The 22,456-nt window shown below is 60.5% G+C and carries 23 protein-coding genes and 1 pseudogene; 10 read left to right on the forward strand and 14 right to left on the reverse strand.

From position 1 onward, the window contains the following. Window positions 1-1,002: 1,002 nt before the first annotated feature. From HOY34_RS17280 to HOY34_RS17320, 9 genes and pseudogenes are all read right to left on the reverse strand, one after another. Window positions 1,003-1,470: a flagellar basal body-associated FliL family protein gene (locus HOY34_RS17280; RefSeq protein ID WP_172365144.1), complete on the reverse strand. Its 468-nt coding sequence runs from the start codon at window positions 1,468-1,470 to the stop codon at window positions 1,003-1,005. 2 nt (window positions 1,471-1,472) lie between these two features. Next, window positions 1,473-2,198 (reverse strand): annotated as a pseudogene (gene flgH / locus HOY34_RS17285) (flagellar basal body L-ring protein FlgH). Next, window positions 2,195-2,614, reverse strand: a complete 420-nt coding sequence (flgA, locus tag HOY34_RS17290) for a flagellar basal body P-ring formation chaperone FlgA (protein WP_172365146.1) — start codon at window positions 2,612-2,614, stop codon at window positions 2,195-2,197. The pseudogene flgH and the gene flgA overlap by 4 nt, the downstream one beginning before the upstream one ends. Beyond that, window positions 2,614-3,399, reverse strand: a complete 786-nt coding sequence (gene flgG, locus HOY34_RS17295) for a flagellar basal-body rod protein FlgG (RefSeq protein WP_172365148.1) — start codon at window positions 3,397-3,399, stop codon at window positions 2,614-2,616. The genes flgA and flgG overlap by 1 nt, the downstream gene beginning before the upstream one ends. Window positions 3,400-3,407: 8 nt before the next feature. Further along, window positions 3,408-4,115: a flagellar hook-basal body complex protein gene (locus HOY34_RS17300; RefSeq protein ID WP_172365150.1), complete on the reverse strand. Its 708-nt coding sequence runs from the start codon at window positions 4,113-4,115 to the stop codon at window positions 3,408-3,410. A gap of 1 nt (window position 4,116) precedes the next feature. Beyond that, window positions 4,117-4,383, reverse strand: coding sequence for a flagellar biosynthetic protein FliQ (locus tag HOY34_RS17305; RefSeq protein ID WP_172365152.1), 267 nt, complete (start codon window positions 4,381-4,383; stop codon window positions 4,117-4,119). After that, the gene (gene fliE / locus HOY34_RS17310) at window positions 4,380-4,661 is read right to left on the reverse strand and encodes a flagellar hook-basal body complex protein FliE (RefSeq protein WP_172365154.1); all 282 of its coding nucleotides are present in this window, start codon (window positions 4,659-4,661) and stop codon (window positions 4,380-4,382) included. The genes HOY34_RS17305 and fliE overlap by 4 nt, the downstream gene beginning before the upstream one ends. Before the next feature lie 11 nt (window positions 4,662-4,672). Next, entirely contained in the window at window positions 4,673-5,053 is a 381-nt protein-coding gene (gene flgC / locus HOY34_RS17315; protein WP_172365156.1) for a flagellar basal body rod protein FlgC, read from the reverse strand. An 11-nt stretch (window positions 5,054-5,064) separates the two neighbouring features. Next, entirely contained in the window at window positions 5,065-5,445 is a 381-nt protein-coding gene (locus HOY34_RS17320) for a FlgB family protein (protein WP_172365158.1), read from the reverse strand. Window positions 5,446-5,544: 99 nt separating this feature from the next. Between HOY34_RS17320 and HOY34_RS17325 the strand changes: the two genes are divergently transcribed. Beyond that, on the forward strand, window positions 5,545-6,849 hold the full coding sequence (locus tag HOY34_RS17325) for a FliI/YscN family ATPase (protein WP_172365160.1): 1,305 nt from the start codon (window positions 5,545-5,547) through the stop codon (window positions 6,847-6,849). A 50-nt stretch (window positions 6,850-6,899) separates the two neighbouring features. Here HOY34_RS17325 and clpB read toward each other — a convergent pair whose 3' ends face one another. After that, on the reverse strand, window positions 6,900-9,515 hold the full coding sequence (clpB, locus tag HOY34_RS17330) for an ATP-dependent chaperone ClpB (RefSeq protein ID WP_172365162.1): 2,616 nt from the start codon (window positions 9,513-9,515) through the stop codon (window positions 6,900-6,902). 310 nt (window positions 9,516-9,825) lie between these two features. Between clpB and HOY34_RS17335 the strand changes: the two genes are divergently transcribed. Further along, complete coding sequence (locus HOY34_RS17335; RefSeq protein ID WP_172365164.1) at window positions 9,826-10,260, forward strand: hypothetical protein; 435 nt, start codon at window positions 9,826-9,828, stop codon at window positions 10,258-10,260. 6 nt (window positions 10,261-10,266) lie between these two features. On the opposite strand, the gene HOY34_RS17340 is transcribed toward HOY34_RS17335, so the two are convergent. Continuing rightward, window positions 10,267-11,112 (reverse strand): TolB family protein, encoded by an 846-nt coding sequence (locus HOY34_RS17340; RefSeq protein ID WP_172365166.1) that lies wholly within the window; start codon window positions 11,110-11,112, stop codon window positions 10,267-10,269. After that, window positions 11,109-11,882 (reverse strand): hypothetical protein, encoded by a 774-nt coding sequence (locus tag HOY34_RS17345; RefSeq protein WP_172365168.1) that lies wholly within the window; start codon window positions 11,880-11,882, stop codon window positions 11,109-11,111. The genes HOY34_RS17340 and HOY34_RS17345 overlap by 4 nt, the downstream gene beginning before the upstream one ends. A gap of 165 nt (window positions 11,883-12,047) precedes the next feature. Between HOY34_RS17345 and pyrF the strand changes: the two genes are divergently transcribed. The 8 genes from pyrF to HOY34_RS17385 all read left to right on the forward strand — a co-directional run bounded on the left by pyrF (window position 12,048) and on the right by HOY34_RS17385 (window position 21,021). Then, window positions 12,048-12,740 (forward strand): orotidine-5'-phosphate decarboxylase, encoded by a 693-nt coding sequence (pyrF, locus tag HOY34_RS17350; protein WP_172365170.1) that lies wholly within the window; start codon window positions 12,048-12,050, stop codon window positions 12,738-12,740. Window positions 12,741-12,864: 124 nt separating this feature from the next. Continuing rightward, the gene (locus HOY34_RS17355; protein WP_172365172.1) at window positions 12,865-13,083 is read left to right on the forward strand and encodes a hypothetical protein; all 219 of its coding nucleotides are present in this window, start codon (window positions 12,865-12,867) and stop codon (window positions 13,081-13,083) included. A gap of 14 nt (window positions 13,084-13,097) precedes the next feature. Continuing rightward, window positions 13,098-13,925: a CpaB family protein gene (locus HOY34_RS17360; protein ID WP_172365174.1), complete on the forward strand. Its 828-nt coding sequence runs from the start codon at window positions 13,098-13,100 to the stop codon at window positions 13,923-13,925. 518 nt (window positions 13,926-14,443) lie between these two features. Continuing rightward, window positions 14,444-15,268, forward strand: coding sequence for a CpaE/TadZ family protein (locus HOY34_RS17365; RefSeq protein ID WP_172365175.1), 825 nt, complete (start codon window positions 14,444-14,446; stop codon window positions 15,266-15,268). Beyond that, on the forward strand, window positions 15,268-16,656 hold the full coding sequence (locus tag HOY34_RS17370; protein WP_172365177.1) for a TadA family conjugal transfer-associated ATPase: 1,389 nt from the start codon (window positions 15,268-15,270) through the stop codon (window positions 16,654-16,656). The genes HOY34_RS17365 and HOY34_RS17370 overlap by 1 nt, the downstream gene beginning before the upstream one ends. 2 nt (window positions 16,657-16,658) lie before the next feature. Continuing rightward, the gene (locus HOY34_RS17375) at window positions 16,659-17,606 is read left to right on the forward strand and encodes a type II secretion system F family protein (protein WP_172365179.1); all 948 of its coding nucleotides are present in this window, start codon (window positions 16,659-16,661) and stop codon (window positions 17,604-17,606) included. A gap of 34 nt (window positions 17,607-17,640) precedes the next feature. Then, entirely contained in the window at window positions 17,641-18,483 is an 843-nt protein-coding gene (locus tag HOY34_RS17380; protein ID WP_172365181.1) for a type II secretion system F family protein, read from the forward strand. 45 nt (window positions 18,484-18,528) lie between these two features. Next, window positions 18,529-21,021 carry an ATP-binding response regulator gene (locus tag HOY34_RS17385; RefSeq protein ID WP_172365183.1) on the forward strand — a complete coding sequence of 831 codons (2,493 nt, stop codon included), beginning with the start codon at window positions 18,529-18,531 and terminating at the stop codon, window positions 21,019-21,021. Between the two features lie 248 nt (window positions 21,022-21,269). Here HOY34_RS17385 and HOY34_RS17390 read toward each other — a convergent pair whose 3' ends face one another. Together HOY34_RS17390 and HOY34_RS17395 are read right to left on the reverse strand one after the other, a co-directional pair. Continuing rightward, window positions 21,270-22,088: a siderophore-interacting protein gene (locus tag HOY34_RS17390; protein WP_172365185.1), complete on the reverse strand. Its 819-nt coding sequence runs from the start codon at window positions 22,086-22,088 to the stop codon at window positions 21,270-21,272. A gap of 45 nt (window positions 22,089-22,133) precedes the next feature. Next, window positions 22,134-22,301 (reverse strand): hypothetical protein, encoded by a 168-nt coding sequence (locus HOY34_RS17395; RefSeq protein WP_172365187.1) that lies wholly within the window; start codon window positions 22,299-22,301, stop codon window positions 22,134-22,136. Window positions 22,302-22,456 lie beyond the last annotated feature (155 nt).

Genomic DNA, 22,456 nt, shown 5'->3' on the forward strand with positions numbered 1-22,456 from the left:
CGTTTCGGTGAGGCGGTATCTAGGCCCCGCAGACAGAACCCGCAAGGGAAAAAATGAACTTCATGACGTTTTTTTGTCAGACGCCAATAAAATAAGGCCGCCACGCAAACACATGCTCAATCCAAAACCAGACTTATCCCCAGGGCAGAACCCAAAATGGGGATAACCACCCAGAATCAAGCACCACAAATCCAGAATCAAACAGCCGATTCCCAGAGATTCGTCCCCAAAGCGCCAGGAGAAGCGCCCAGGCTCAAGCAACTAGGGACAGAATCGCGGCACATCCCCTCTTCTTCCCTGTGCTCTGCCAGGCGCGATGACACGCGAAGCGCATGGACATTGCCGAAGCAAAAGGCCCGGACGATGTCAGGCATAATCCGACAGGAGCAGAACCTCCCCGCAAACGCCTCATTATATATACAGGGACAACCCGCTGCGTGGCCCGGCTTCGCTGAAGATCCGGGCACAACACAGCGTCGGCCTGTCGTCTGGGCATGGTACCGTGCTTTCCCTGGAAGCCGGACAGGGGCGATCGCTTTGGGCGGACGCTGCGCAACACTCACATCTCTGCTCCAGCGCCCGTTGTCCAAACTGCCTCAGAAAGCAAAACTCAAAAAGGGGAGCTTGTTCAGCCAGGATTGAGCGTGGGGGGTACGCGACACACTGCCCATTGAGGGGCCCGCAAGCCATAGACTGCTTAGACAGCATCGCAACCGATCAGAAGGCGCAGCTCTCAGCTTAGATCAGTCGGAGATCTGCCTAGCGAAACGGAAGCGAAAATGCGGTCCACTGCTGAATGCGACTGTGTTGCAAGCTCTTTGCAGCCCCGGCGCCACGTCGCGGCGACACCACTGCAACGCTGCGGCCTGTCATCAGAGCCGTAGGGGAGCCTCTGTTGACCCTGCTGATTGGCTTCTTCTCTGTCACATCTGCGCTCAGGTTTTCTATTCGAAGCGCCGACTGCAGCTCACCTTCTGCAGCAACAACGCCACTGACTGACAGCTATTGGTTGTCCTGCCTGACAATCTCAGTGATCAGGACATCGCTGGCCACATCATCCAGGACCTGCCTGGCCTGCTCAACCAGGGCCCGGCGTAGCGGTAGCAAGTTCGTAGAGTCGGTAAAGGACCCACGGAACCCACCCGAGTTCGCGTGGTCGAACAGGACGCGCAGGAATGCATCCTGCAGCCTTGGCTCGCGCGCCCTTACAATGTCTGATTTGCCTGTCGGGACCTCGATACTGAGCGAGGTGGCCACAACAGATACAATTCTGCCGCCCTCCAGTACTGGAATCACGAACTGATTGCTCAGGGCTACGTACTCAACCTGTGTCAGGTCCGGCTCAGCGGCTTTCGGCCTGGCTTCTTCTTCCATCGCGTCGGATGTCTGAGGTCGCAGGTAGAAGCCCGCCCCACCGCCCGCGGCGAGCCCGGCGATCATTAACAGAATAGGGATCAGAAGTTTTTTCATCGTCAGAACGGCAATACTATATCGGTGATCTGTTGGCCGTAACGTGGCTGCTGCACATCCGAGATCTGCCCTCTGCCGCCGTAGGAAATTCGTGCTCCTGCGATTTTGTCATATGTAATCTCATTTTGCCGCGAGATGTCTGTCGGCCTGACATATCCGGTGACGATCAACTCACGCAGTTCATTATTAACCCGCACCTCTTACTGCCCTTCGATGCGCAGCACGCCGTTTGCCAGTTGCTCGACCACGGTGGCAGCGATGCGCAGGGTCAATTGCTCGGATCGCGTGACGTCTCCACTGCCCGAGAAGGTAGAGGATGAGCTGGTATCGACCGCGCTTGCCATGTCTGCGCCATCAGGAAGATTTCGATCGATACGTTGTGGGATCCCGAAAAACTGGGGAATTCCCATGCTTTGTGATCCGCTGCGAGAGCGCCCGCTGGAATTTGTGATCTGTGCGCTGTCGTCTATTTCGATAACGACGGTTAAAATGTCACCCCGCTGCGCGGCGCGACGGTCGCCCAGAAGCGATTCCGAACCTGCATTCCAGAGCGATGAATCGTAGGGCAACCCGGAAGGATCTGCATTTCTGGGCATCGGTGTCGAATAGATCGCGTGATGCTGATAGCTGCCCTCCAAAGGGCTGAAGTCCGGCGCCTTTCCAACCTGTGACAGACCGCTGCAGGCAGACAGTGCAAATCCCGATAATATACAGACGCTGCGCTTCATGGCATTCCTCCGACCTGGATCAGCCCATCGCCCCCGATGCGGCCGGTAACCGTTGTTTTCGAGCCCAGATTCATCACGCGGATCATCTCTCCAGCGCTGCCCCGGGCCAGTGCCCTGCCCTCGGCCCGGATCACCAGGCCACCCGCGCGATATTCCAGGGCAACGATAGCGTTTCGCTCGACCAATGCTGGCGGGCCGATATCGACAGGCCGAACCGGACGGCCTGCATAAATTGCAACCCGGGTCTCAAGGCCAACTGCCTGGCTGGCATCGGCAAGGGCATCGGGGATCCTTCCATCAATCACCGTCAGATCCCCAGGCGCGATCAGCGTTTGTGCGGGCAGGTGCCGGGCTGCTACAACACTGTCAGCAAATGCAGCATCGGCAGAGAGCAACAGGAAAAGAAGCTTCCACATCAGCGCAGCTGCGTCGTTGCGCCGAGCATCTGATCGGCGGCAGTGATGACTTTCGCATTCAGTTCATACCCGCGCTGCGCTTTGATGAGTTCGGTGATTTCACGCACGGCGTCTACAGAACTTTCCTCAAGATAGCCCTGCCTAAGCGTGCCCAGCCCGTCGGTGCCAGGATCGTTGACAATCGGCGGCCCGGACGCGGCAGTTTCAAGAAAGAGGTTCGAGCCAATCGCCTCGAGGCCCTTTTCGTTGGTGAAGTCAGTCAGGGTAAACTGGCCCAGAAGTTCCGGCTGAACGCGATCCGAAAAATAGGCCCAGACCTCGCCCTCAGGATTGATCGCAATCGAGCGCGCCTCGGGCGGTATGGTGACGCCAGGCACCACCGGGTAGCCATCAGATGTGACAATCAGACCATCGGCCGAACGCTTCAGGGCACCGTCCCGCGTATAGGCAGACATGCCGGCGGGAAGTTCGACCTCAAGATAGCCATTGCCGTCGATGGCAACGTCGAGATCGCCATTGGTCATCGAAAGCGATCCTTGCTGCAGCACCACCGATACCGATGATGGCCGCACGCCCAGACCTACCTGAACGCCGGTGGGCAACATCGTTCCGTCGCTGGCGGAAACCGTGCCTGGCCGACTATATTGCTGATAGTGAAGGTCGGCAAAATCGGCCCTCCTGGCGTTGTAGCCATTTGTCGACATATTCGCGAGGTTGTTCGAGACGACATCGACCTTTATCTGCTGCGCAGTCATGCCAGTAGCCGCGATGTGAAGTGCTTTCATGCTATGACCTATTGACCAAGGGTCTGAATGACGTTGCGGACGCGGTTGTCCTCTGCGTCGAGAAATTTCTGACCGAGTTCATAGGTGCGCTGCACCTCTATCATCCGGGCGATCTCGACAACCGGGTTAACGTTGCTCTCTTCAAGAAATCCCTGCATGATCCGGCCGGTCTCAGCCGGCTCGACCATGCCCCCGTCAAACAGGGTGCCCGAGCGGTGGCGCAGTGACAGCGGGTCAACCGGCTGCCACAGACCGACCTGACCGACCGCCGCACCATCGGCGGAAATCGTGCCATCCTCACCGATTGCGACCGCAGCCCCGGGGGGCACAAAGACCGGCGCCCCGCCTGCATCAAGAAGCTGATAGCCCTCTGGCGTAACCAGCTCTCCCTCGGCTGATGGGGTGAAATTGCCGGCCCGGGTCAGCCTTTCACCCTCTGGCGTCATGACCAAGAAGAAGCCATCGCCCTGAATGGCCAGGTCAAACGCCCCCCCGGTCATGGAGATTCCCGCCTGTGTGAGATCGGCGATCCTGGCATTGCCATGACTGAGCGAGAGCGACGGCTCCTGGTTCAGCCGGGTCACATGTTCCGCGAATACCAGCCCTTCACGCCGGAATCCGGTCGTTGAGATATTGGCCACATTGTTCGCAACGATCTGCATTTCGCGCATCAGGCCAGATTGACGGCTGAGTGCGACATAACCTGCTGAATCCATGTCAGCCCCCCTCGATCAGAGGAATGATGTAATCCCCGTAAAGCGATGTAAGGGCACCTGTCATGAAGCCCATCGAAAGCCAGAAGGCACAAAGCATTGCCGCCAGTTTTGGCACAAAGGTCAGCGTCATTTCCTGAACGGATGTCAGGGCCTGAAAGAGACCGATCACCACCCCCGTCACCAGAGCAACGATCAGGATTGGCGCCGAGATCTTCACCCCGACCCAAAGGGCATGCCGCAATGCATCAAAAAAGGCGGCATCGGTCATACAGGCATCCTCAGGATCTCCTGATAGGCCTCGACAACCTTGTCGCGCACGGTGGCAACCGTTTCGACCGCCAGCTGCGACGATGAAAGCGCCTCGACAAGTGCGTGCGGACTTGCCTCTCCCGCCATGGCCTGACGCGAGGTGATTTCGTGGCGCATCAGCGTATCGGTGAATTCACCCACAACGCTGGAAAAATTCAGACCGCTGCCGGCGCCCGGCGCTGCGGCCGTTCTGGCCTGCGCGTAATTGGCTGCGGCAAAGGATGTATTCAAATCCATTCTGGAATCTCCTAGCGGCGTAGAACTTCAAACAGGCTTTGCATCATCTGCCGTGCCTGATCGAAGAGTCTGACATTTGCGTCATAGCTGCGTTGCGCCTCACGGGCGTCTGCAATTTCGATCATCAGATCGACGTTCGAACCTTTGTAATAACCAGCCTCATTGGCCATCGGGTGGCCCGGACTGTATATTTCCGGCAATTCCTGCTGATCGAGCCGGACCTTGCCAGAGCGCACGGTGGCACCATCCATGACCTGCTCAAAGCTGATCAGTTTGCGCCGGTATCCAGGCGTATCCGCATTTGCGATATTCTCGGACACATAGCGGATCCGGTTGGCCTGCGCCTCCATCCCCGAGGCAGAGGCCGCAAGCGAGTTGCCAAGATCATTCATATAACCTGGCCTCAGCTGTTTCTGCCGAGTGATGCGCGGATCACCCCGGATGTCGCCCGATAGATCGCCAGCGCCATCTCATGATCCTGCCGGGCAGAGGCGGATTTGACCATTTCCATCTCAATCGAGACATCATTGCCGTTCGGCGCCTCTGCCCCGCCAGACATACGCATCTCTGGCAGCGCGGCCCCGGGGGCTGCGCCCAGATGCTTTGCCCTGGTGGCGCGCATAGTGCTGTCGCTGCCATAGCTTTCAGAAAAGGATTCCAAATCCCTGGCGCGATAGCCCGGCGTATCGGCATTGGCGACATTGCGGGCAATCACATCCATACGTGCCCCAGAATAAGCCGCCAAATTCTGCGACATCCTGGTCAATTCCAGTTTTGCGAACATTGGGATTCTCCCTTGTGGTTCGGCATTCCGTCATCTGCTTCACCAAGGTTTAAGGGTGATTCCTTTAGAAACCGTAATTGGGTGACAAAGGATCGGCAGATGACATTAGAATTTGAATCACTTCTCGCAGAACTGGCGACGATCGGGGCGGTGCGCGAAATGGGCCGGATCGCCGAAATCTCGTCAGGGTCCATGGTTGTCAAAGGGTTGCATGGCGCGACACCGGGGGATCGTGTGCTGATCGACGACGAAACCATGGGCGGCGAGATTGTCAGCATATCAGAGACCGGGGCCACAATCCTGCCAGAGGGCGACACGGATGGAATCGCCGTCGGAACGCGGGTTTCGCTGCTGGGCAAGATCAACCTTGCACCGGATGTGTCCTGGCTGGGCCGCATCGTTGATCCGCTTGGGCGGCCGCTGGATGCCCGGCCGCTGCTTTGCGGGCCAAAGCGGCGGCCTTTGACCGCAAGCCCGCCTGACCCGGCGCATCGGCGCGGCTTTGGGGCACGGCTTTCAACCGGGGTGGCGGTATTTGACACGCTGCTGCCGCTGGTTCGGGGGCAGCGGGTCGGGCTGTTTGCGGGCTCTGGCGTGGGGAAATCCTCGCTGCTGGCGCGGCTGGCGCGGGGCGTGCAGGCGGATGTCGTCGTGATCGCCCTGGTGGGCGAACGCGGGCGCGAATTGCGCGAATTCACCGATAAAGTGCTGGGGCCCGAGGGGATGGCGCGCTCTGTCGTTGTCACCGCGACCTCGGATCAGTCGCCGCTGATGCGGCGGCGGTGCCTGCTGTCGGCGATGACCGTGGCCGAGCATTTCCGGGATCAGGGCAAGCATGTGCTGCTTCTGATCGACTCGGTCACCCGCTTTGCCGAGGCGCATCGTGAGGTTGCACTGGCCGCAGGTGAGGCCGCATCGCTGCGCGGCTACCCGCCCTCAACCTCACATGCGCTGATGTCGCTTTGCGAGCGGGCGGGGCCTGGCGCAGACGGGGTTGGCGATATTACCGCGATCTTTTCGGTGCTGGTCGCGGGCTCGGATATGGAAGAGCCCATCGCCGACATCATTCGCGGCACCATCGACGGCCACGTCGTCCTTAGCCGCACCATCGCCGAGCGGGGGCGCTATCCGGCGGTTGATCTTTTGCGCTCGGTCTCGCGCAGCCTGCCCGGTGCCGCGACCGAGGACGAGAATGAGGTCATCACCGATGCCCGCAAGCTGCTTTCAACCTACGACCAGACCGAGATGATGATCCATGCCGGGCTATATGTCTCTGGCAGCGACCCGCTGATCGACCGCGCCATCCGCATCTGGCCAAAACTGGATGCGTTCCTCGCCGAGATGTCCCCATCCGGCGAGGTGCGCGGCAGTTTTGAGCGGCTTCGCCTGATCCTGCGCGGGTGATTTCAGCGGCCCAAATGAAAAGGGCGGGGACCATGCCCCGCCCTTTCCGATCAGTGTATTGCGGCCTCACTGGGGCGCGGCCGGTTTGAGGCGACCAGGCGATCCTCAATCTGCAGCCCCTCATCGGTTGCCGAGACATGAACCACAGCCCCATCCAGGATCTCGCCACCCAGAAGCATCTCTGCCAGCGGATCCTGCAGCTGACGCTGGATCACCCGTTTCAGCGGACGGGCCCCGAAAACCGGATCATAGCCCTCTTCGGCAAGCCATTCCTTCGCCTTGTCATCCAGTTCCAGCGTGATCTTGCGATCTGCCAGACGTTTTTCCAGCCGCTTCAGCTGGATGCCGACAATGCCAGACATATCGGCGCGGCCCAGGCGGTCAAAGATGATCATCTCATCCAGACGGTTCAGGAATTCGGGGCGGAAATGGGCCCGCACCGCCTCCATCACTTCGGCTTTTGCACCCGAGGTATCCGCGCCATCCGGCAGCTCTGACAAAGCCCGCGCGCCGAGGTTCGAGGTCAGGATGATCAGCGTCTGCTTGAAATCAACCACACGCCCCTGGCCATCGGTCAGCCGCCCGTCATCAAGCACCTGCAACAGCACGTTGAACACATCCGGATGGGCCTTTTCGACCTCATCGAACAGCACAACCTGATAGGGCCTGCGCCGGACAGCCTCGGTCAGAACGCCGCCCTCATCATAACCGACATAGCCCGGAGGGGCACCGATCAGCCGCGCCACGGAATGTTTCTCCATGAATTCCGACATATCGATGCGCACCATCGCCGAGTCGTCATCAAAGAGGTATTCCGCCAGCGCCTTGGTCAGCTCGGTTTTGCCAACCCCGGTCGGGCCAAGGAAGAGGAACGAGCCCAGCGGCTTATTCTCATCCGACAGCCCGGCCCGCGCCCGGCGCACGGCCTTCGAGACAGCTTCCACCGCCTGACGCTGGCCGATGACCCGCTTGCCCAGCTCATCCTCCATCTTCAGCAGCTTTTCCTTCTCGCCCTCAAGCATTTTCGTGGTCGGGATGCCCGTCCAGCGCTCAACCACCTCGGCGATCTGCTCGGGCCGCACCGATTCAGAGACCAAAGCCTCCCCCTCACGGCCCTCGGCCTCACCCAGCTGCTTTTCCAGCTCTGGGATGGTGCCATATTGCAGCTCACCGGCGCGGCCGAAATTGCTTTCGCGCTTGGCCTGGTCCAGTTCGGCACGGGCGCGGTCAAGCTGTTCCTTGAGGTCACGCGCCTTGTTCAGATTGTCGCGCTCTGCCTGCCATTTCGCAGTCAGCTCGGCCGAGTGGTCTTTCAGATTGGCCAGCTCCAGTTCCAGCTTTTCCAGCCGGTCTTTCGAGGCCGCATCATCCTCTTTCTTCAGCGCCTCGGATTCGATGGTCAGCTGCAGGATCTGGCGATCCAGCGCGTCGAGCTCCTCGGGTTTGCTGTCCACCTCCATCCGCAGACGGCTGGCGGCCTCATCGACGAGGTCAATCGCCTTATCGGGCAGGAAACGGTCGGTGATATAGCGTTGTGACAGCTGCGCAGCCGCAACCAGGGCCGAATCCGAGATCTTCACCCCGTGATGCAGCTCATATTTCTCTTTGATACCGCGCAGGATCGAGATTGTGTCCTCGACCGTCGGCTCAGAGACCATCACCGGCTGGAAACGCCGCGCCAAGGCTGCGTCTTTCTCGATATATTTGCGATATTCGTCCAGCGTGGTCGCGCCGACGCAATGCAGCTCGCCCCGGGCAAGCGCGGGCTTGATCAGGTTTGCAGCGTCCATCGCGCCATCGGTTTTCCCGGCGCCAACCAGCACATGCAGCTCGTCGATGAAGAGGATGATCTCTCCGGCGGCAGATTCGATCTCTTTCAGGATGGCTTTCAGCCGTTCCTCAAATTCACCGCGATATTTCGCACCCGCAATCAGCGCACCCATATCCAGCGACATCAGCTTTTTGTTGCGCAGCGATTCGGGCACATCGCCATCGACGATGCGCAGGGCCAGCCCTTCGGCAATGGCGGTTTTACCGACGCCAGGCTCGCCGATCAGCACGGGGTTGTTTTTGGTGCGGCGCGACAGAACCTGCATGGCGCGGCGAATTTCTTCATCGCGGCCGATGATAGGGTCGATCTTGCCATCCCGCGCAGCCTCGGTCAGGTCGCGGGCATATTTGCTTAACGCTTCCATCGTATCCTCGGCCGAGGCGCTGTCAGCCGTGCGGCCCTTACGGATGTCATTGATCGCAGCGTTCAGCCCCTGGGCCGTCACCGCGCCTGCGGTCAGCGCATCTTTGGCCCGGGTATTGACCAGGGCAAGCGCGGTCAGCATCCGCTCGACCGGAACAAAGCTGTCGCCTGCCTTTTTGGCAACCGCTTCGGCCTCATCCAGGACGCGGACAAGCTGGGGGTCGATATAGGTCTGGCCGTCCCCGCCCGAGACTTTGGGCAGTTTCTCAATCGCGGCATTCACCGCCTCATTGACACGCTCAGGGCTGCCCCCGGCACGGCGGATCAGGTTCGCGGCAAGCCCCTGGTCATCATCCATCAGGGCTTTCAGCAGATGGTCGGGCAGCACGCGCTGGTGCTCTTCGCGCATGGCAATGGTCTGGGCCGACTGGATAAAACCGCGCGACCGCTCCGTGAACTTTTCAATGTTCATCGGTCTCTCCTTTTCATAAGCGCCATTCCCTGCGGTCGCCCTGAAAAGGCACGCCCGCCTATGGCCTTCGCCAGATAATCTGGGGCGGCACGGGGCTGGGTTCAAGCCATTCGCCGGGGCGATCTGCGAAATTTTTCCGATCAATCGGCCCCGAGAGAGATCCCGCGAGAAATCCCACCAGGGGGCCGATTTCCGCCGACATGAACAGGCCTCTTCGGCGGGTTTCTCCCCTCATGCGTGCAGGGGCGGCCACGGCGCTTGTTCCTGGGGCTTTGGCATGGGCACAGTCGCCCGCAAAAAGGACAAGAACATGAGCGAGCGACTCGAAGCGATTTTACCACAGGTGCCTGTTGAGGGGATCGTCATCCATATCGGCAAGGCCGGAATCGGCATGGGCGATCTGGCCGAGGCACGCCTGTTGCCCGATGGGCGGGTGGGAATCTTCGCCGTAATCCGCCAGCGGGTGCTGGGCATTTTTCCGACCCGTCGCATGGGTTATATTGGCCATCTGGGCCCTGTGGCCGAGCGGATCCTTTCGCCCGCGCTGATCGAGGGGCTTTTGTTGCGGCTGCGCATCGTCGTCCTGACGCCCGAGCATCTGGCAACCAATGGCCCGCCAGAGATCCACGTCTCGGTCTGGGCTGATCCGCAGCGCCTGGCCCCCTGGCTGGATCTGGGGGCGCTTTATGTGCCGCCGCTGGCCGATGACCAGGATCGGGACCAGGTCAGCCTGACCACCGCCTGAACGGGGTTACAACTCATAGCGGATATAGGCGAAAGCATGTCCATCCGGGGCCCAGGACGGCACGTTGATCGTGCCCTGACCGCCGATAAATTCGCGTAAAATGCGCCGCTCCTGCCCCTCAGGGTCGGAAATCATCAGCCGCACCGGCAGATCGGCCGGGTGCCCCTGGGTTCCCGGCGGATAGGACAGCCAGCACAGCCAGCGCCCGCAAGGCGAGGGGTGCGGGAACCAGTTCACCCTGTCATCGCAGAACAGCTGGCGCTGATTGCCGCCATCGGCATCCATCACCCAGATCTGCGCATGGCCTGATCGGTCACTGTTCCAATAAATTCGCCCGCCATCATGGCTGAAATCCGGGCCATCATTATGGCCTGCGGCTTCGGTCAGGCGATGCTCTGCGCCACCAGACAAGGCACGGCAAAATATATCAACCTGGCGATCTGAGCCCCGCACCGCCGGATACACCATGGTCAGACCATCAGGCGACAGCCCGTGCCACCAGCTCGGCGCGGCTGACGATATTTCCTCAGGATGCGCATCGGGCGCGATCCCGGCCTCGGGGATTGCATAGATCCGGGCGCCCTGCCCCTGATAATGGCTGCCAAACAAAATGCGACCGTCGCCTGTCAGACCATGATCATTGTTGCAGCGCCCCGCCAGCCCGGTGCTGACCCTGGTCAGCCCGCGCCCATCCTGTGGCACCCGCCACAGATGCCCGCCGGAATTAACCAGAAACCCGACGCCCGGCCACCAGTTTGGCGCCTCGATCCGCTCTTGCCCGACACGCCCCTGATGGCGCAGCACCGTGGTCACCGCACCATCCGGCGTGATGGTCTCAAGGATCGAGATCACTCACGCGCTTTCGGGGTCAGCAGTTTTTTCGGGCGCAGCGCCTCGGCCGCTTTGAAGAGGCCAAAGGTCTGGTTGACGTAATTCACCGCACCGCCGATCTGGTCGATATAGGTGTCCAGCTCTGCCGTGCGCTCGGCCGCCAGCACCTGAACCGTGCGCGAAGGATCCATTCCCTCAAATTGCACATAAAAAAGCGGCTCGCCCCGGCGCAGAATGATATCTTTCTGCGGCTCATGCCATTCAAAGGCCCACATCAGCGGGCGCGGCCAGACCGAAATCGGGAACCGCCCGCCGAAAATCGTGCCCGGCAGCGGGTCGGGGCGATAATGCATGAAGGGCGAAAGCTGGGTCAGATAGACCAGCTCATCGGCGATAAAGCAGTAGGGCAGCGAAAGCTGGATCGTCGGGCGGTCGGGATAGCGCCACTCGGCCTCATTCACCAGGGTCAGCAGCTCATTAAGCTTATTGCCCCGCACCGGGCTGGCGGTGCCCAGCCGATTGATCAGCACGGGCCGCCCGTCTTTGTCGCGACCAAAGCCGATCTGCAGATCAAAGGGGCATTTCACCATGAAATACCGACTTTCCAGCTGGATCACGCCAGGGCAGCGCGCCGCGCTTTTCGCATGGGTTTTGTTTTGCTGGCGAAAGATCACCCGCTCAGGCGGGTCGTAAAGCACCGCATTCTTGTCTTTCGTCAGGAACCAGCCCACCTGGATCGGGCCAGAGCCGGGCCCCTCTTCGGGGCGCTCGACCGTAATCGTGATTTCCATAAAACTGCCTTCGCGTATTTTCCTCAAAGTCGCGCCATTAACCCTGTCTGTCAATGAAACCGCTCCGGGTGAACAAGCGCTTAACAGGGCCTGCCTTTCTCTTGTCAAACCGCGCCTGCCATGACACTTGAGGCGAAACCGCCCTTTCAGCCCGGAGTGCCCCCGATGGATGACCGCCTTATCGTCGCTATGGATGTGCCGAATGTGGTCGCGGGTCTGGCGCTGGCCGACCGCCTGGGCGATGCCGCCAGCTTCTATAAAGTGGGGCTTGGCATGCTGACGGGCGGCGGCATGGCGCTGGCGCTTGAGCTGAAGAATGAGCGCGACAAGCGGGTTTTCCTGGACCTGAAACTTTTCGACATCGGTCAGACGGTTGAGAATGCGGTCAGGGGGATCGCCGGGATGGGCCTTGATTTCCTGACCGTGCATGGCGATCCGCAGGTGGTGCGGGCGGCGGCAGAGGGGAAATCGGGCACCGATCTGAAGATCCTGGCGGTGACCGTGCTGACCTCGCTGGACCGCGCCGATCTTGACGCCAATATGATCCGCCCCGGCGATATTCACGAAATCACCGTCGAGCGGGCACAGCGCGCGCTGGCTGCGGGTGCGGATGGCGTCATCGCCTCGCCGCAAGAGGCCGCGCAGATCCGCGCCCTGCCCGAGGCGGCGGGCAAGCTGATCGTCACCCCCGGCGTGCGCCCGGCAGGGGCCGCGAGCGGTGATCAGAAACGCATCGCCACGCCCGCGGCCGCAATCCGCGACGGCGCCGATCACATCGTGGTTGGCCGCCCGATCTGGGCCAGCGCCGATCCGGCGGCCGCGGCCCGCGCCGTCATCGCCGAGCTGCAAGGGCTCTGAGCCCCCAGGGCGGCCGATCTGGCCCGCATAGCCGCGCAAATTTTCGCAGGCGCTGCCGCATAAACCCATTCTAAACGCTCTGCGGTGCAGACTCGGCCCGATATTCAGGCAGAGGCTGCAGGGAATGGACTCGATTCACCGCTTTATCTGGCATGAGGCCGGCACAGGACGTGAGGACTGGCTGGTCCTCAGCGCTATTGCCGCAGCCATCGCCACAATTCTGGGCGTCTGGATCAGCGCGGGCGGGGCGCAGCAGGTCACCAACTCTCTTCAGAGCGTCATTTCCGATGCGGTGAACGATATCGGCAGCGAGGTGGCTGTCGATCCCGAAGCCCATCCCTGACGGCAGGAGAGATTATGAAGCTTAAAATCCTCATGCTTACCCTGCTTGGTGTGCTGCTTTCGGTGGTGGCCGGGTTCGGCACTTTTCAGTATTCCCGCGCTCTTGAGGCCGAGCTGGCGGTTGCAAGGGTCAGTCTGCGTGCCTTTGGCGAAACGGTCCTTGTTCCGGTTCCGGCCCGCGATCTTACGCCGGGCAGCGTGCTGACCGCCGCCGATTTTCAGCAGGTGAAAATGCCGGGCAGCTATCTGCCCGACAATATATTGCAGGATTTGCCTGACGACGAGGCTGGTTTCATCGCTCTTGCCGCCCTGCGTCAGGGGGCGCTGGTGATGCGTGGCGACATTGCCACCGCTACGGGCGGTACGGACTACGGCTTCATCCTGTCGGGCGACGCCCGCGCCATCGCAATCAAAGCACAAAATCTGCAGGATTTTATCGAAAAGCTGAAACCCGGCGATCCGGTTGACCTTTTATGGACCCGCAACACCGGGGGCGGCACGACTGAGACGAGGATGATCGGCTCGGCACTGCGCATCCTTTCTTTGCCGATCACCAGCGGCGATGGCCCGCTGGCCGATAAGCTGATGCTGGAAGGTGCGGCCCAGGACGCGATGCGGGTGGTTGAAGCCTCGGCCTCTGGCCAGTTCAGCATTCTGCCCGCGACCCGAAAGCTCAGCCTGGAAGAAGAGCAGATCGTGATCGGCCCGGGCGATCTTGCCCGCCTGCCTTTGGTCCTGCGCGACAGCCCCTCTGACGGTCCGATCGCGGCAGCGGGCCGCCCGCGCTGCCAGACCGCGATTGTGCGCGGCGGTGCCAGATCCCAGCTGGAGGTGCCATGCTGACCGATGACCCACCAGGACAGGGTGATACCCCGGCCGCGCCTGACGCACCCATGCGGATTTGCGCCATATGCGACGGCTTTGACGCGCTGATGCGTATGTCTGCATGGCTGGTAACGCTTCCGGCGAATGCAATTCGAACAGATCTTGGCCTGTCCGAAGCGATGGCGCATTTCTCTCAGCTGAATGAGCGATATGACCAGCTCATTCTGGCGCCAGACACGGCAAAATCGGCCTCGCCAAAACTGGTGACGGGGGTGTTGCAGGCGGCGGTCGCCCGCAGTGATACGATTACGGTCCTGTTGCCTCCTGGGGCGCGGCTTTCACTGCCGCAGCTTCCGGGGCTGCAGATCCAGTATGGCCCACCATTCGCCCATCCCCGGGCAGCCTCACCCCTGGAGGCCGCACCCGACCAGCCAGGAGTGGCAACCGAGAACGCCGATGGGACAGCCCCACCCAATACAGGTTCTGTGGCCCGCCTTTTTGCCCGCATCAGGAAGCAAACGCCGGGGGCTGCCGCCATGGCTTCCAGGCCAGCGAAAGCGATCAGCCTGCCGAACACGCCTTGCCGTGTCCTGGCAATCCAACCCGTAGCAGGCGGGGTCGGGGCCAGCACTCTGGCCGTAAACCTCGCCACTGAGCTGGCGCTTCTGCCCGACGCCCCTGAAGTCTGCCTGATCGATCTGAACCTTCAGTTCGGCAGTATTGGCACTTACCTTGATCTACCGACAAACTCGCGGGTTACAGACGCCTATCGCCAGCTCTCAACCCTTGATCACGATTCTTTCCAGTCCTGCCTGATCAAAGCAAACGAGCATCTGCGCGTTTTCCCCGCCCCGGCTGAGATCCTGCCCATCGATGGCATATCCGAACACGATCTGCGGCGCATTCTTTCGCATGCCCGCAGCAGCGCCGATCTGATCCTGATCGACCTGCCCCATATCATCACCGACTGGAGCGGGGCCGCCTGGACAGAGGCAGAGCTGATTTTCACGATCAGCCGCAATGATGTGCGTTCTGCGCAGAACATGTCCCGATTGCTGGCCTTGCTGCGCGCCGAACGCCTGGCAGAGGGGCGGATGTTTCACCTGCTGAACCAGGTTCCCGCACGGCCGGACCCCGAATGGCTTGCGGCGCGTTCGGGCTTTGAAAAAGGGCTCGGCACGCCGTTTTTCAGACAGTTCAGCGATGGCGGGCTGGCCATCGTCAATGCCTGCAACTCTGGTATCCCGCTGCGTCGCGCCGCGCCTGGCAATCCTCTGACCGCAGATCTTCTCGGCCTTGTTGAGCTGCTGCAAAGCCGCATTCAGATCCGCCGCACTGCGACCGAAGCGGGGGCCCTGTGATGTTCGATAAATTCCGTCAGAGCAAACTGTCTGATTTTTCGCCCGCAGCTGAGGCCGCATTGCCCGCCCTGCTGCCCGCCCATCCCGAAGAGCCCCCCTCATCAGAGGTTACAACCGCGCGCCAGCGCCGCCGCAAACTGGCCGATATCCGCCAGCAGGCCCACCATCAACTGCTTGAAATCCTGAACCTCTCCGCCCTCTTTCAGGCAAGCGAGGCCGAGATCAAGGCCGAGATTGCAGCCGTGCTTAAGACGGTGATCCCGTCCCAAAGCGTCGCCGTCAGCGGGGCGGAGCGCGATGGCCTGGTCGAAGAGCTGTACTATGAGGTGATGGGGCTGGGGCCGCTTGAGATCCTCATCAATGATGAGACCGTCTCTGACATTCTGATCAATGGCCCTGACCAGGTGTTCGTCGAACAGGGCGGCTTGCTCGAGCTGACCGACGTACATTTCCAGGATGAGGCCCATCTTCGAAGGATCCTGCAGAAAATCGTTGGAATGGCGGGAAGAAGGCTTGATGAATCAACCCCTTATGTCGATTCGCGTCTGCCTGACGGCTCTCGCCTGAACGCCGTTATTGCCCCTATCGCCCTGGATGGCACGCTGGTTTCGATCCGCAAGTTTCGCAAAGACAAGCTTAGCCTTGATCAGCTGACCTTTCTCGGCGCCATGAGCGACAGGATGGCAATCTATCTGCGCGCCGCCGTCGCCTGCCGGCTGAACATTGTCATCTCGGGCGGAACCGGCTCTGGCAAGACCACCCTGATGAACGCGCTTTCGGCCTTTATCGGCAAACGCGAGCGGATCATCACGGTCGAGGACACCGCAGAACTGCAGCTGCAGCAGTCCCACGTCGGACGCATGGAAAGCCGCCCCGCAAATATTGAGGGCAAGGGGGCCATCACGCAGCGCGACTGCCTGCGCAACGCGCTGCGCATGCGCCCGGACCGGATCATCGTCGGTGAGACGCGGGGCGATGAGGTGATTGACATGCTTCAGGCAATGAACACCGGCCATGACGGATCAATGACCACGATCCACGCCAATTCGGCCCGGGATGCCACCAGCAGGCTGGAAAATATGGTCGCAATGTCCGGCATTGAGATCCCGCTTGGGGCGCTGCGCCGCCAGGTGGCCAGTGCCGTGAACCTGATCGTGCAGGTCAACCGTCTTCAGGATGGCAGCCGTAAGGTGACGTCGATCACCGAAGTCACCGGATGCGAGGGTGAAATCCTGACCATGCAAGAGCTGTTTTTCTACGAACACACCGGCATCACCCCCGATGGCAGGGTTGAGGGACAGTTTGGCGGAACCGGCGTCCGATCAGCCTGGTCAGACAGGTTCCGCCGCTGGGGCATCAACCTGCCACCTGACCTGTTCGGGGGCTGACCATGGCACTTTCTGTCGTCTTTGGCCTGATTGTCACCCTGGGCTTCACCTTTGTTCTTGCAGCGATTTTTCTGATGTCGCGCGTTGCCGCGCAAAACCGCGTCGACCTGATCGTGCGGCGCTTTACAGGCGAGATTCGCCCGGAAAGTGGCTCGCCTGACGAAGAAGAGGCTATCGCCCTGCGCCGTGACGCGGCAGGCCGGGGATGGCTTGGCCTGCTGCCCGTTCCGGGCTCTGATGACGGGATCGTGCCGCGCAGGGTAACCGTGGTCCTCTTTCTCGGCATCACGACCACAACCACGCTTATGCTGCATCTGCTGGCGAGCCTGGGCGTCGCCACGGGAATAGCCTGCGGCCTGATTCTTTCGCTGATTGGCTGGATCATCCAGGCCCGCCGGTTGCGCCGCCGCCGGGCCGCCGCCATCGAAGAAGCTCTGCCCGAAGCGATGGATCTGATCGTGCGCTCTCTCAAAATCGGCCTGCCGGTCGGAACAGCCGTGCAGGCGGCCGGACGCGAGCTGATCGGCCCCATCGCCGAAGAGTTTTCAGACACTTCGGCCAGAATCAGCTACGGCCAGGAGCCCGTTGGCGCATTGCGCGACATGGCAAACCGCACCGGCAGCCAGGGCCTCAGCTTTTTCGCGGCGGCCGTCGCCATTCAGTCCACCACCGGCGGCAACCTCGCCGAGATCCTCGAACGTCTCGCCAATATCGAGCGCGGACGCCAACAACTGCGCCGCAAAGTCCGCTCGATTACCTCAGAGGCAAAATGGTCGGGGCGCTTCCTGTCCTTTTTTCCCCTTGGCGCAACAGCAATGCTGCTTTCTGTAAACCCCAGCTATTTCTCGGAAATCTCAGGCCAGCCATTCTTCATCCCAATGCTGGGCGCAGTAGGAGGATTGTTGGCCCTAAACATCCTGTTCATGCATTGGCTGGTAAAAGTCGAATGAGCACATTCGACCTTGGCCCAGCGGGAAGGTGATTTTGACAGCTTCTCTTTTTTTCCTCGGCAGCTTCATCCTCGGCGGCTCACTCTTTGGTATGGCGATGCTCCTGGTCAGTCGCGCTCCGGACAGAGTTTTTGAGCGAAAGATCAGGTCCGAACCAGGCGAGCCAACCTCGGGCGACACCGTCGAACTGCGGCGACAGCTGGCCCAGGCCGGTTTTACCCATCCGGATGCGCCGCGCATCTTTCAGCGTATTCGCCTCGGCTTGTTGCTGATAATGGTCGGGCTGGCGGCGATCGCAATCAGCCTTCCGGCCCTTCTCGGAGAGCGCGGGGCCGAAGAAAAGGGCATCGTTCTCGTTGCAGCCTTCCTGGTGGGCTATTTCCTGCCCACAATGGCCGTTGACCGCAGGCGAAAGGCCTGGATGAAGCGCATTTCAATTGCCTTGCCAGATGCACTCGACTTCATGCTGGTCTGTGTCGAGGCTGGTCAAACCACCGATCTCGCGCTTCTTCGCGTGGCGGAAGAAATCAGGCCGGTCCACCCGGACCTTTCGGCCCAGCTCACCACCCTGAATGAGGCTCTGACCGCCGGCGCCGAGCGCCATGATGCCTGGCACCGCCTGGCAACAGAGACCGAAAATGACGATTTGCGCCAACTGGCAACAATTGTCGTGCAGTCGGGACATCTGGGAACGCCTATCGCGCAAACACTGCGGGTGTTCAGCGCCGATCTGCGTGACCGGCGCGTGCGTCAGATCGAAGAACGCGCCAATGTTCTGCCGACAAAAATGACCCTTGGAACGATGATTTTCACGGTGCCGCCGCTGCTGATCCTGCTGCTTGCGCCGTCCTTCTATCGTCTGATCATGACCAACTGAGGCCGATATCCATGGCCCCTGCCTCTGTAAAAGAAGCAAACCACTATGACTGAACAGGCCTTATCCTCGCAGGCATGGCGTGCGGTCACGCTGTTTTGCCTGACCCTTCTGCCCGCCGCAGCACAAATTCTGTCGGCGATCCCACCTATGCCCGTGTTTGCCATGATCAGCGCAACCGTTTCCGCAGCGATCCTGACAGCAACACTGACGATTTTGCTGCCCTCAGACGATATTCCGGTCCGGATGCTTCGCATTCTGGCCTCTGTAATTTCCATGGTTTTACTGCCGGGTTTCGGCATCACCGAAAGCCTGATCCAGACAGTCTATTCAGCTGAACACCCCTCGCCCTTCATGCTTGCATTTTGCTGGATCGCAGGTGCGATTCTGGCCTGGCTGTCCAGCGCCGTACGGCAGGTGCTCAGCTGGCAGTCCAGCGAAACCTCGACCGCGCTGATAAGACCTGTCCATTTGCTCTTCTCGTTGGCGGTTCTGACCATCGGATTCTGGCTGATCGCAACTGCCAATACGACCGAAAGCATGACGCCATTTTCACTGCAGGTCATCGTTCTTGCAGCTGGTCTGGCTTTTTTCTCGCTGTCCGTTACGCTCATTTTCAATCTTGGGATCACAATCGCGGGTGATCGCAAGGAAATGGCACCGGCAGACCTGACCCCATTGATAATAACAATTGGCGCAGTCTCAGGCTATTCACTGGCAGGGCGGCTATCGGAGACGCCAGGCGCATCAAACGCTGTCCTGACCGTGATTCTGGTCCTTTCGCTGATGTCAGTTTTTCTGGCCCGTCGCTTTGCCGCGCTGCTGCTGTCAGGCGCGCTGCTGCTTCTGTCTGCGCCGTCATTGTGCCAACAGCTCTTTGTCGATCCCCTGGGTGATCCGGGCCTGATCGCATTGCTGATTTCGCTGCCTGTCAGCATCATGCGCACCAGTCGGCGCAGCGGCGGTAATCTGGTGCGTCGTGCCGGGGATCCCCCCGCTGCGGTTTTGGCAAATTATCATAAAAACTCAACAAGCTGGCTTATCCAGCTGGATCTCGAAAAGCATACAGTGCACTTCCCCCACGGTTCGGTTTTCTCTGCCGAGCGTGGGCCGCCCGTAGGCTTTAACCGTGTTTTTCAAGAGAATGGTGCCAGTGGTTTGCTTGATCTGCTGCGAGAGCTGCATAAAGCCCCCCATGAGGCAACCACGCCGGTACGCATTCAGCTGCAGATGAAGCCGGTCAGCGAAATCAGGCGGCAGGTCAACGGCGGTCAGCTGTTCGAGGCCCATATCCTGGCCAAGAACCCGCCATTTGCCTGGCTGGCGCTCTTTAGCCTTTCGCATGAGAAAGAGCTCGCCTTACGCGCAGAAAAGGCTGAAAAGCTGCTGTCCGACGCCATTTTGCGTGAAGAACGGCTACTGTCATTCGCCGCGCATGAATTGCGAACCCCTGTCGCCATTCTCTCTATGCTGGCAGATGAGCTGCGGGGCGGCGCGCTTTGGGCTGACATACGTGAGGGCTTTGACCAAACCCTAGAGCGTATTACCGCCATCCTTGGGGATTTGCGGGCCGATAGCGGCAGCAGCTCTGTCCCCGCGCATAACCAGAACTTCACTCCTGCAGACCTGATTTCCCAGCTGATTGAGGTCTTTTCTCCTGTAGCAACCACATACGGCATCACCCTTGAGACAAGCCACGCCGATCAGGCCCAACTGCAGATGCGGGGGGATTTTGGTCGGGTGTTCATCGCATTGTCCAAGCTGCTTCACAACGCCATCACCCATTCAAAGGCCAGCGTCGTCAGACTCAGCGTGATCGTCAGCCGCAGCAGCAGCACCGCAACATCGCTTAGCTGGCAGGTATCAGACAATGGAACAGGCATTCCTGAACATGAGCGGGCCCGCATCTTCGAACCATTCGAGGCCGGTCCGGCCGATGCGGGCATTGGCGGGCGAAACGGACATGCGGGGCTGGGCCTTTATACCGCGCGAAAAGCGATCCGGTTGCTCGGGGGCGAGCTGACACTTCTCGACAGCAATCAGGGCAGTCATTTTGTCCTGACCCACCCTGCCCGGGATGCCGAAAATATATCCCCCACAGATGCCACCGAGGCCATCGCGGCAGGAAACCCCGCCCTCTGGTTCAATCGCAAGGTACTGTTAATAGAAGACAATCGCATGGTGGCCGAGATCACCCGCACCCGCCTGAGCCGGATCTTTCACAGCGTCGACTGGGCTGAAACCGGACCGGCGGGCCTGGAGATGTGGCGCCAGGGTCAGTATGATCTGGTTCTCATTGATCAGCTTTTGCCTGGCCTGACAGGATGCGAAGTGGTGCGCGCGATCCGTGAAGCTGACAGTTCTCTGCCCATTATTGGCATCACCGCCTCGACGCTTGGCACCGAATGTCGTGATCTTGAGGCGGCAGGCGTAACAATCGCGCTGGAAAAACCGCTCAGCTATGCGCAGATCCGAAACCTCGCAGAAGAGTGGTTTTCGCCTCCCTCTGCCCTTCAGGAAAATGCTGACAGCAAGATGTGAAAGCCCGCTTTGTAATGGCCTTATCGCATCACCTTCAGAGATGCGTCCCGACAGGGGGCAGGCACCCAGGATTTTGGCGAAACCACTCCGGGGTCGCTATGCGACAACCGCAATCGCGCTATAGGGAAGGAATCGTCCATCAGACCAAAAGCAGATGCTGCCCGTATCGCTGTCGGACATCACAGGATCTACCGCCCAACAGACAGGATGAGCACCGGCATCGGGCATCACCGCAGATGGCAGCTGGCTCAGCTCCAATAGGCGGCAGCGGTGATCCCGGCTTTGGTAAGTCCATGTGCCAGCAATGCCTTGCGGGCATCGGGGGCATCGGTGGCTCCGGCGGCAAAAAACACAGCATGCTCTGCGGCAGACTGAGATGCAATTTCAGGTATTTTCAACATATTAATTGCAGAACCAGGGGTGCCACCCTGTTCTCGGAAGACCCAGGTCAGTTGCACGCCGCCCGGGTGTTTCAGCGGCTGGATATCCTGCGCAGTTGGCACCACCAGAATCGCCTGCCCCCGGACGGTATCAGGCAATTCCTCCAGCAGACGGGCGATTATCGGCAGCGCGGTTTCATCGCCAACAAAGCCCTGCCAGGCAGCCCCGCTCCGGCCTCCGGTTCCTGAGGGACCGACCAGCACAATTTCAGCGCCCGGCTGAACGGTACGGCACCATTCGGTCACCCGCCCGCCCTCATGAATGAAAACATCGAAGGAAAGCCGTGCACCGTCTGGCGTGATCTGCAGCAGGCGGGTCGTATAGACCGGGCGATGCCAGGCCGCCAGGCCCCCGGGCCATTGGGTCACGCCATTGCTGTCGGTCATCGGCCAGGGCGCATCTTTGGGGCCCAGAAGCAGGCGGAAATGAAAACCACCCACAGCGAAACGCGCCAGCTCGGCACCCCCGACCTCAACCCGGTAATAGGAAGGCGAGATCTGGCGCACCGAGACCACCCGCGCCAGCGCATGGCTGTCAGGGCGACCGGGACTGCGATGGCCCTCCCATTCGGGGGGCAGACCAGCCGCCGTCATCTCTTCGCTGAGATAATCGCGCAAAAGCTGCAAATGCAGGCTGTCGATGGCGGTGACCCGGATGCGGGCGGCCGCTCCCTAGGGGGTGACATGCAGATCACCGCCGACCATAGGCACCAGCAAGCCGTCGGGGCGGGCGATGACCTCAAAGCCGACCTCTGCGGCGCGATGCCCAAAGGCGTCCAGCGCCAGCTCGGGCGCAACCGGCAACAGAGCGGTGATCTGCAGATCTTTGGTTGCGGTCATAGGGTCGTCTCCGGCGGAGTGCGGGTGAATGCGCCGCGCGGCACCATCATCGGGCGGCCGCAGACCGGATCCGGCATCACCAGGCTGTCGGGGCCGAATATTTCACGGATATTCTCCTCTGTCAGCACCTGTTCCGGGCAGCCGCTGGCATGAAT

Source organism: Pseudogemmobacter hezensis, assembly GCF_013155295.1.
In the GTDB taxonomy this organism is placed as follows: domain Bacteria; phylum Pseudomonadota; class Alphaproteobacteria; order Rhodobacterales; family Rhodobacteraceae; genus Pseudogemmobacter; species Pseudogemmobacter hezensis.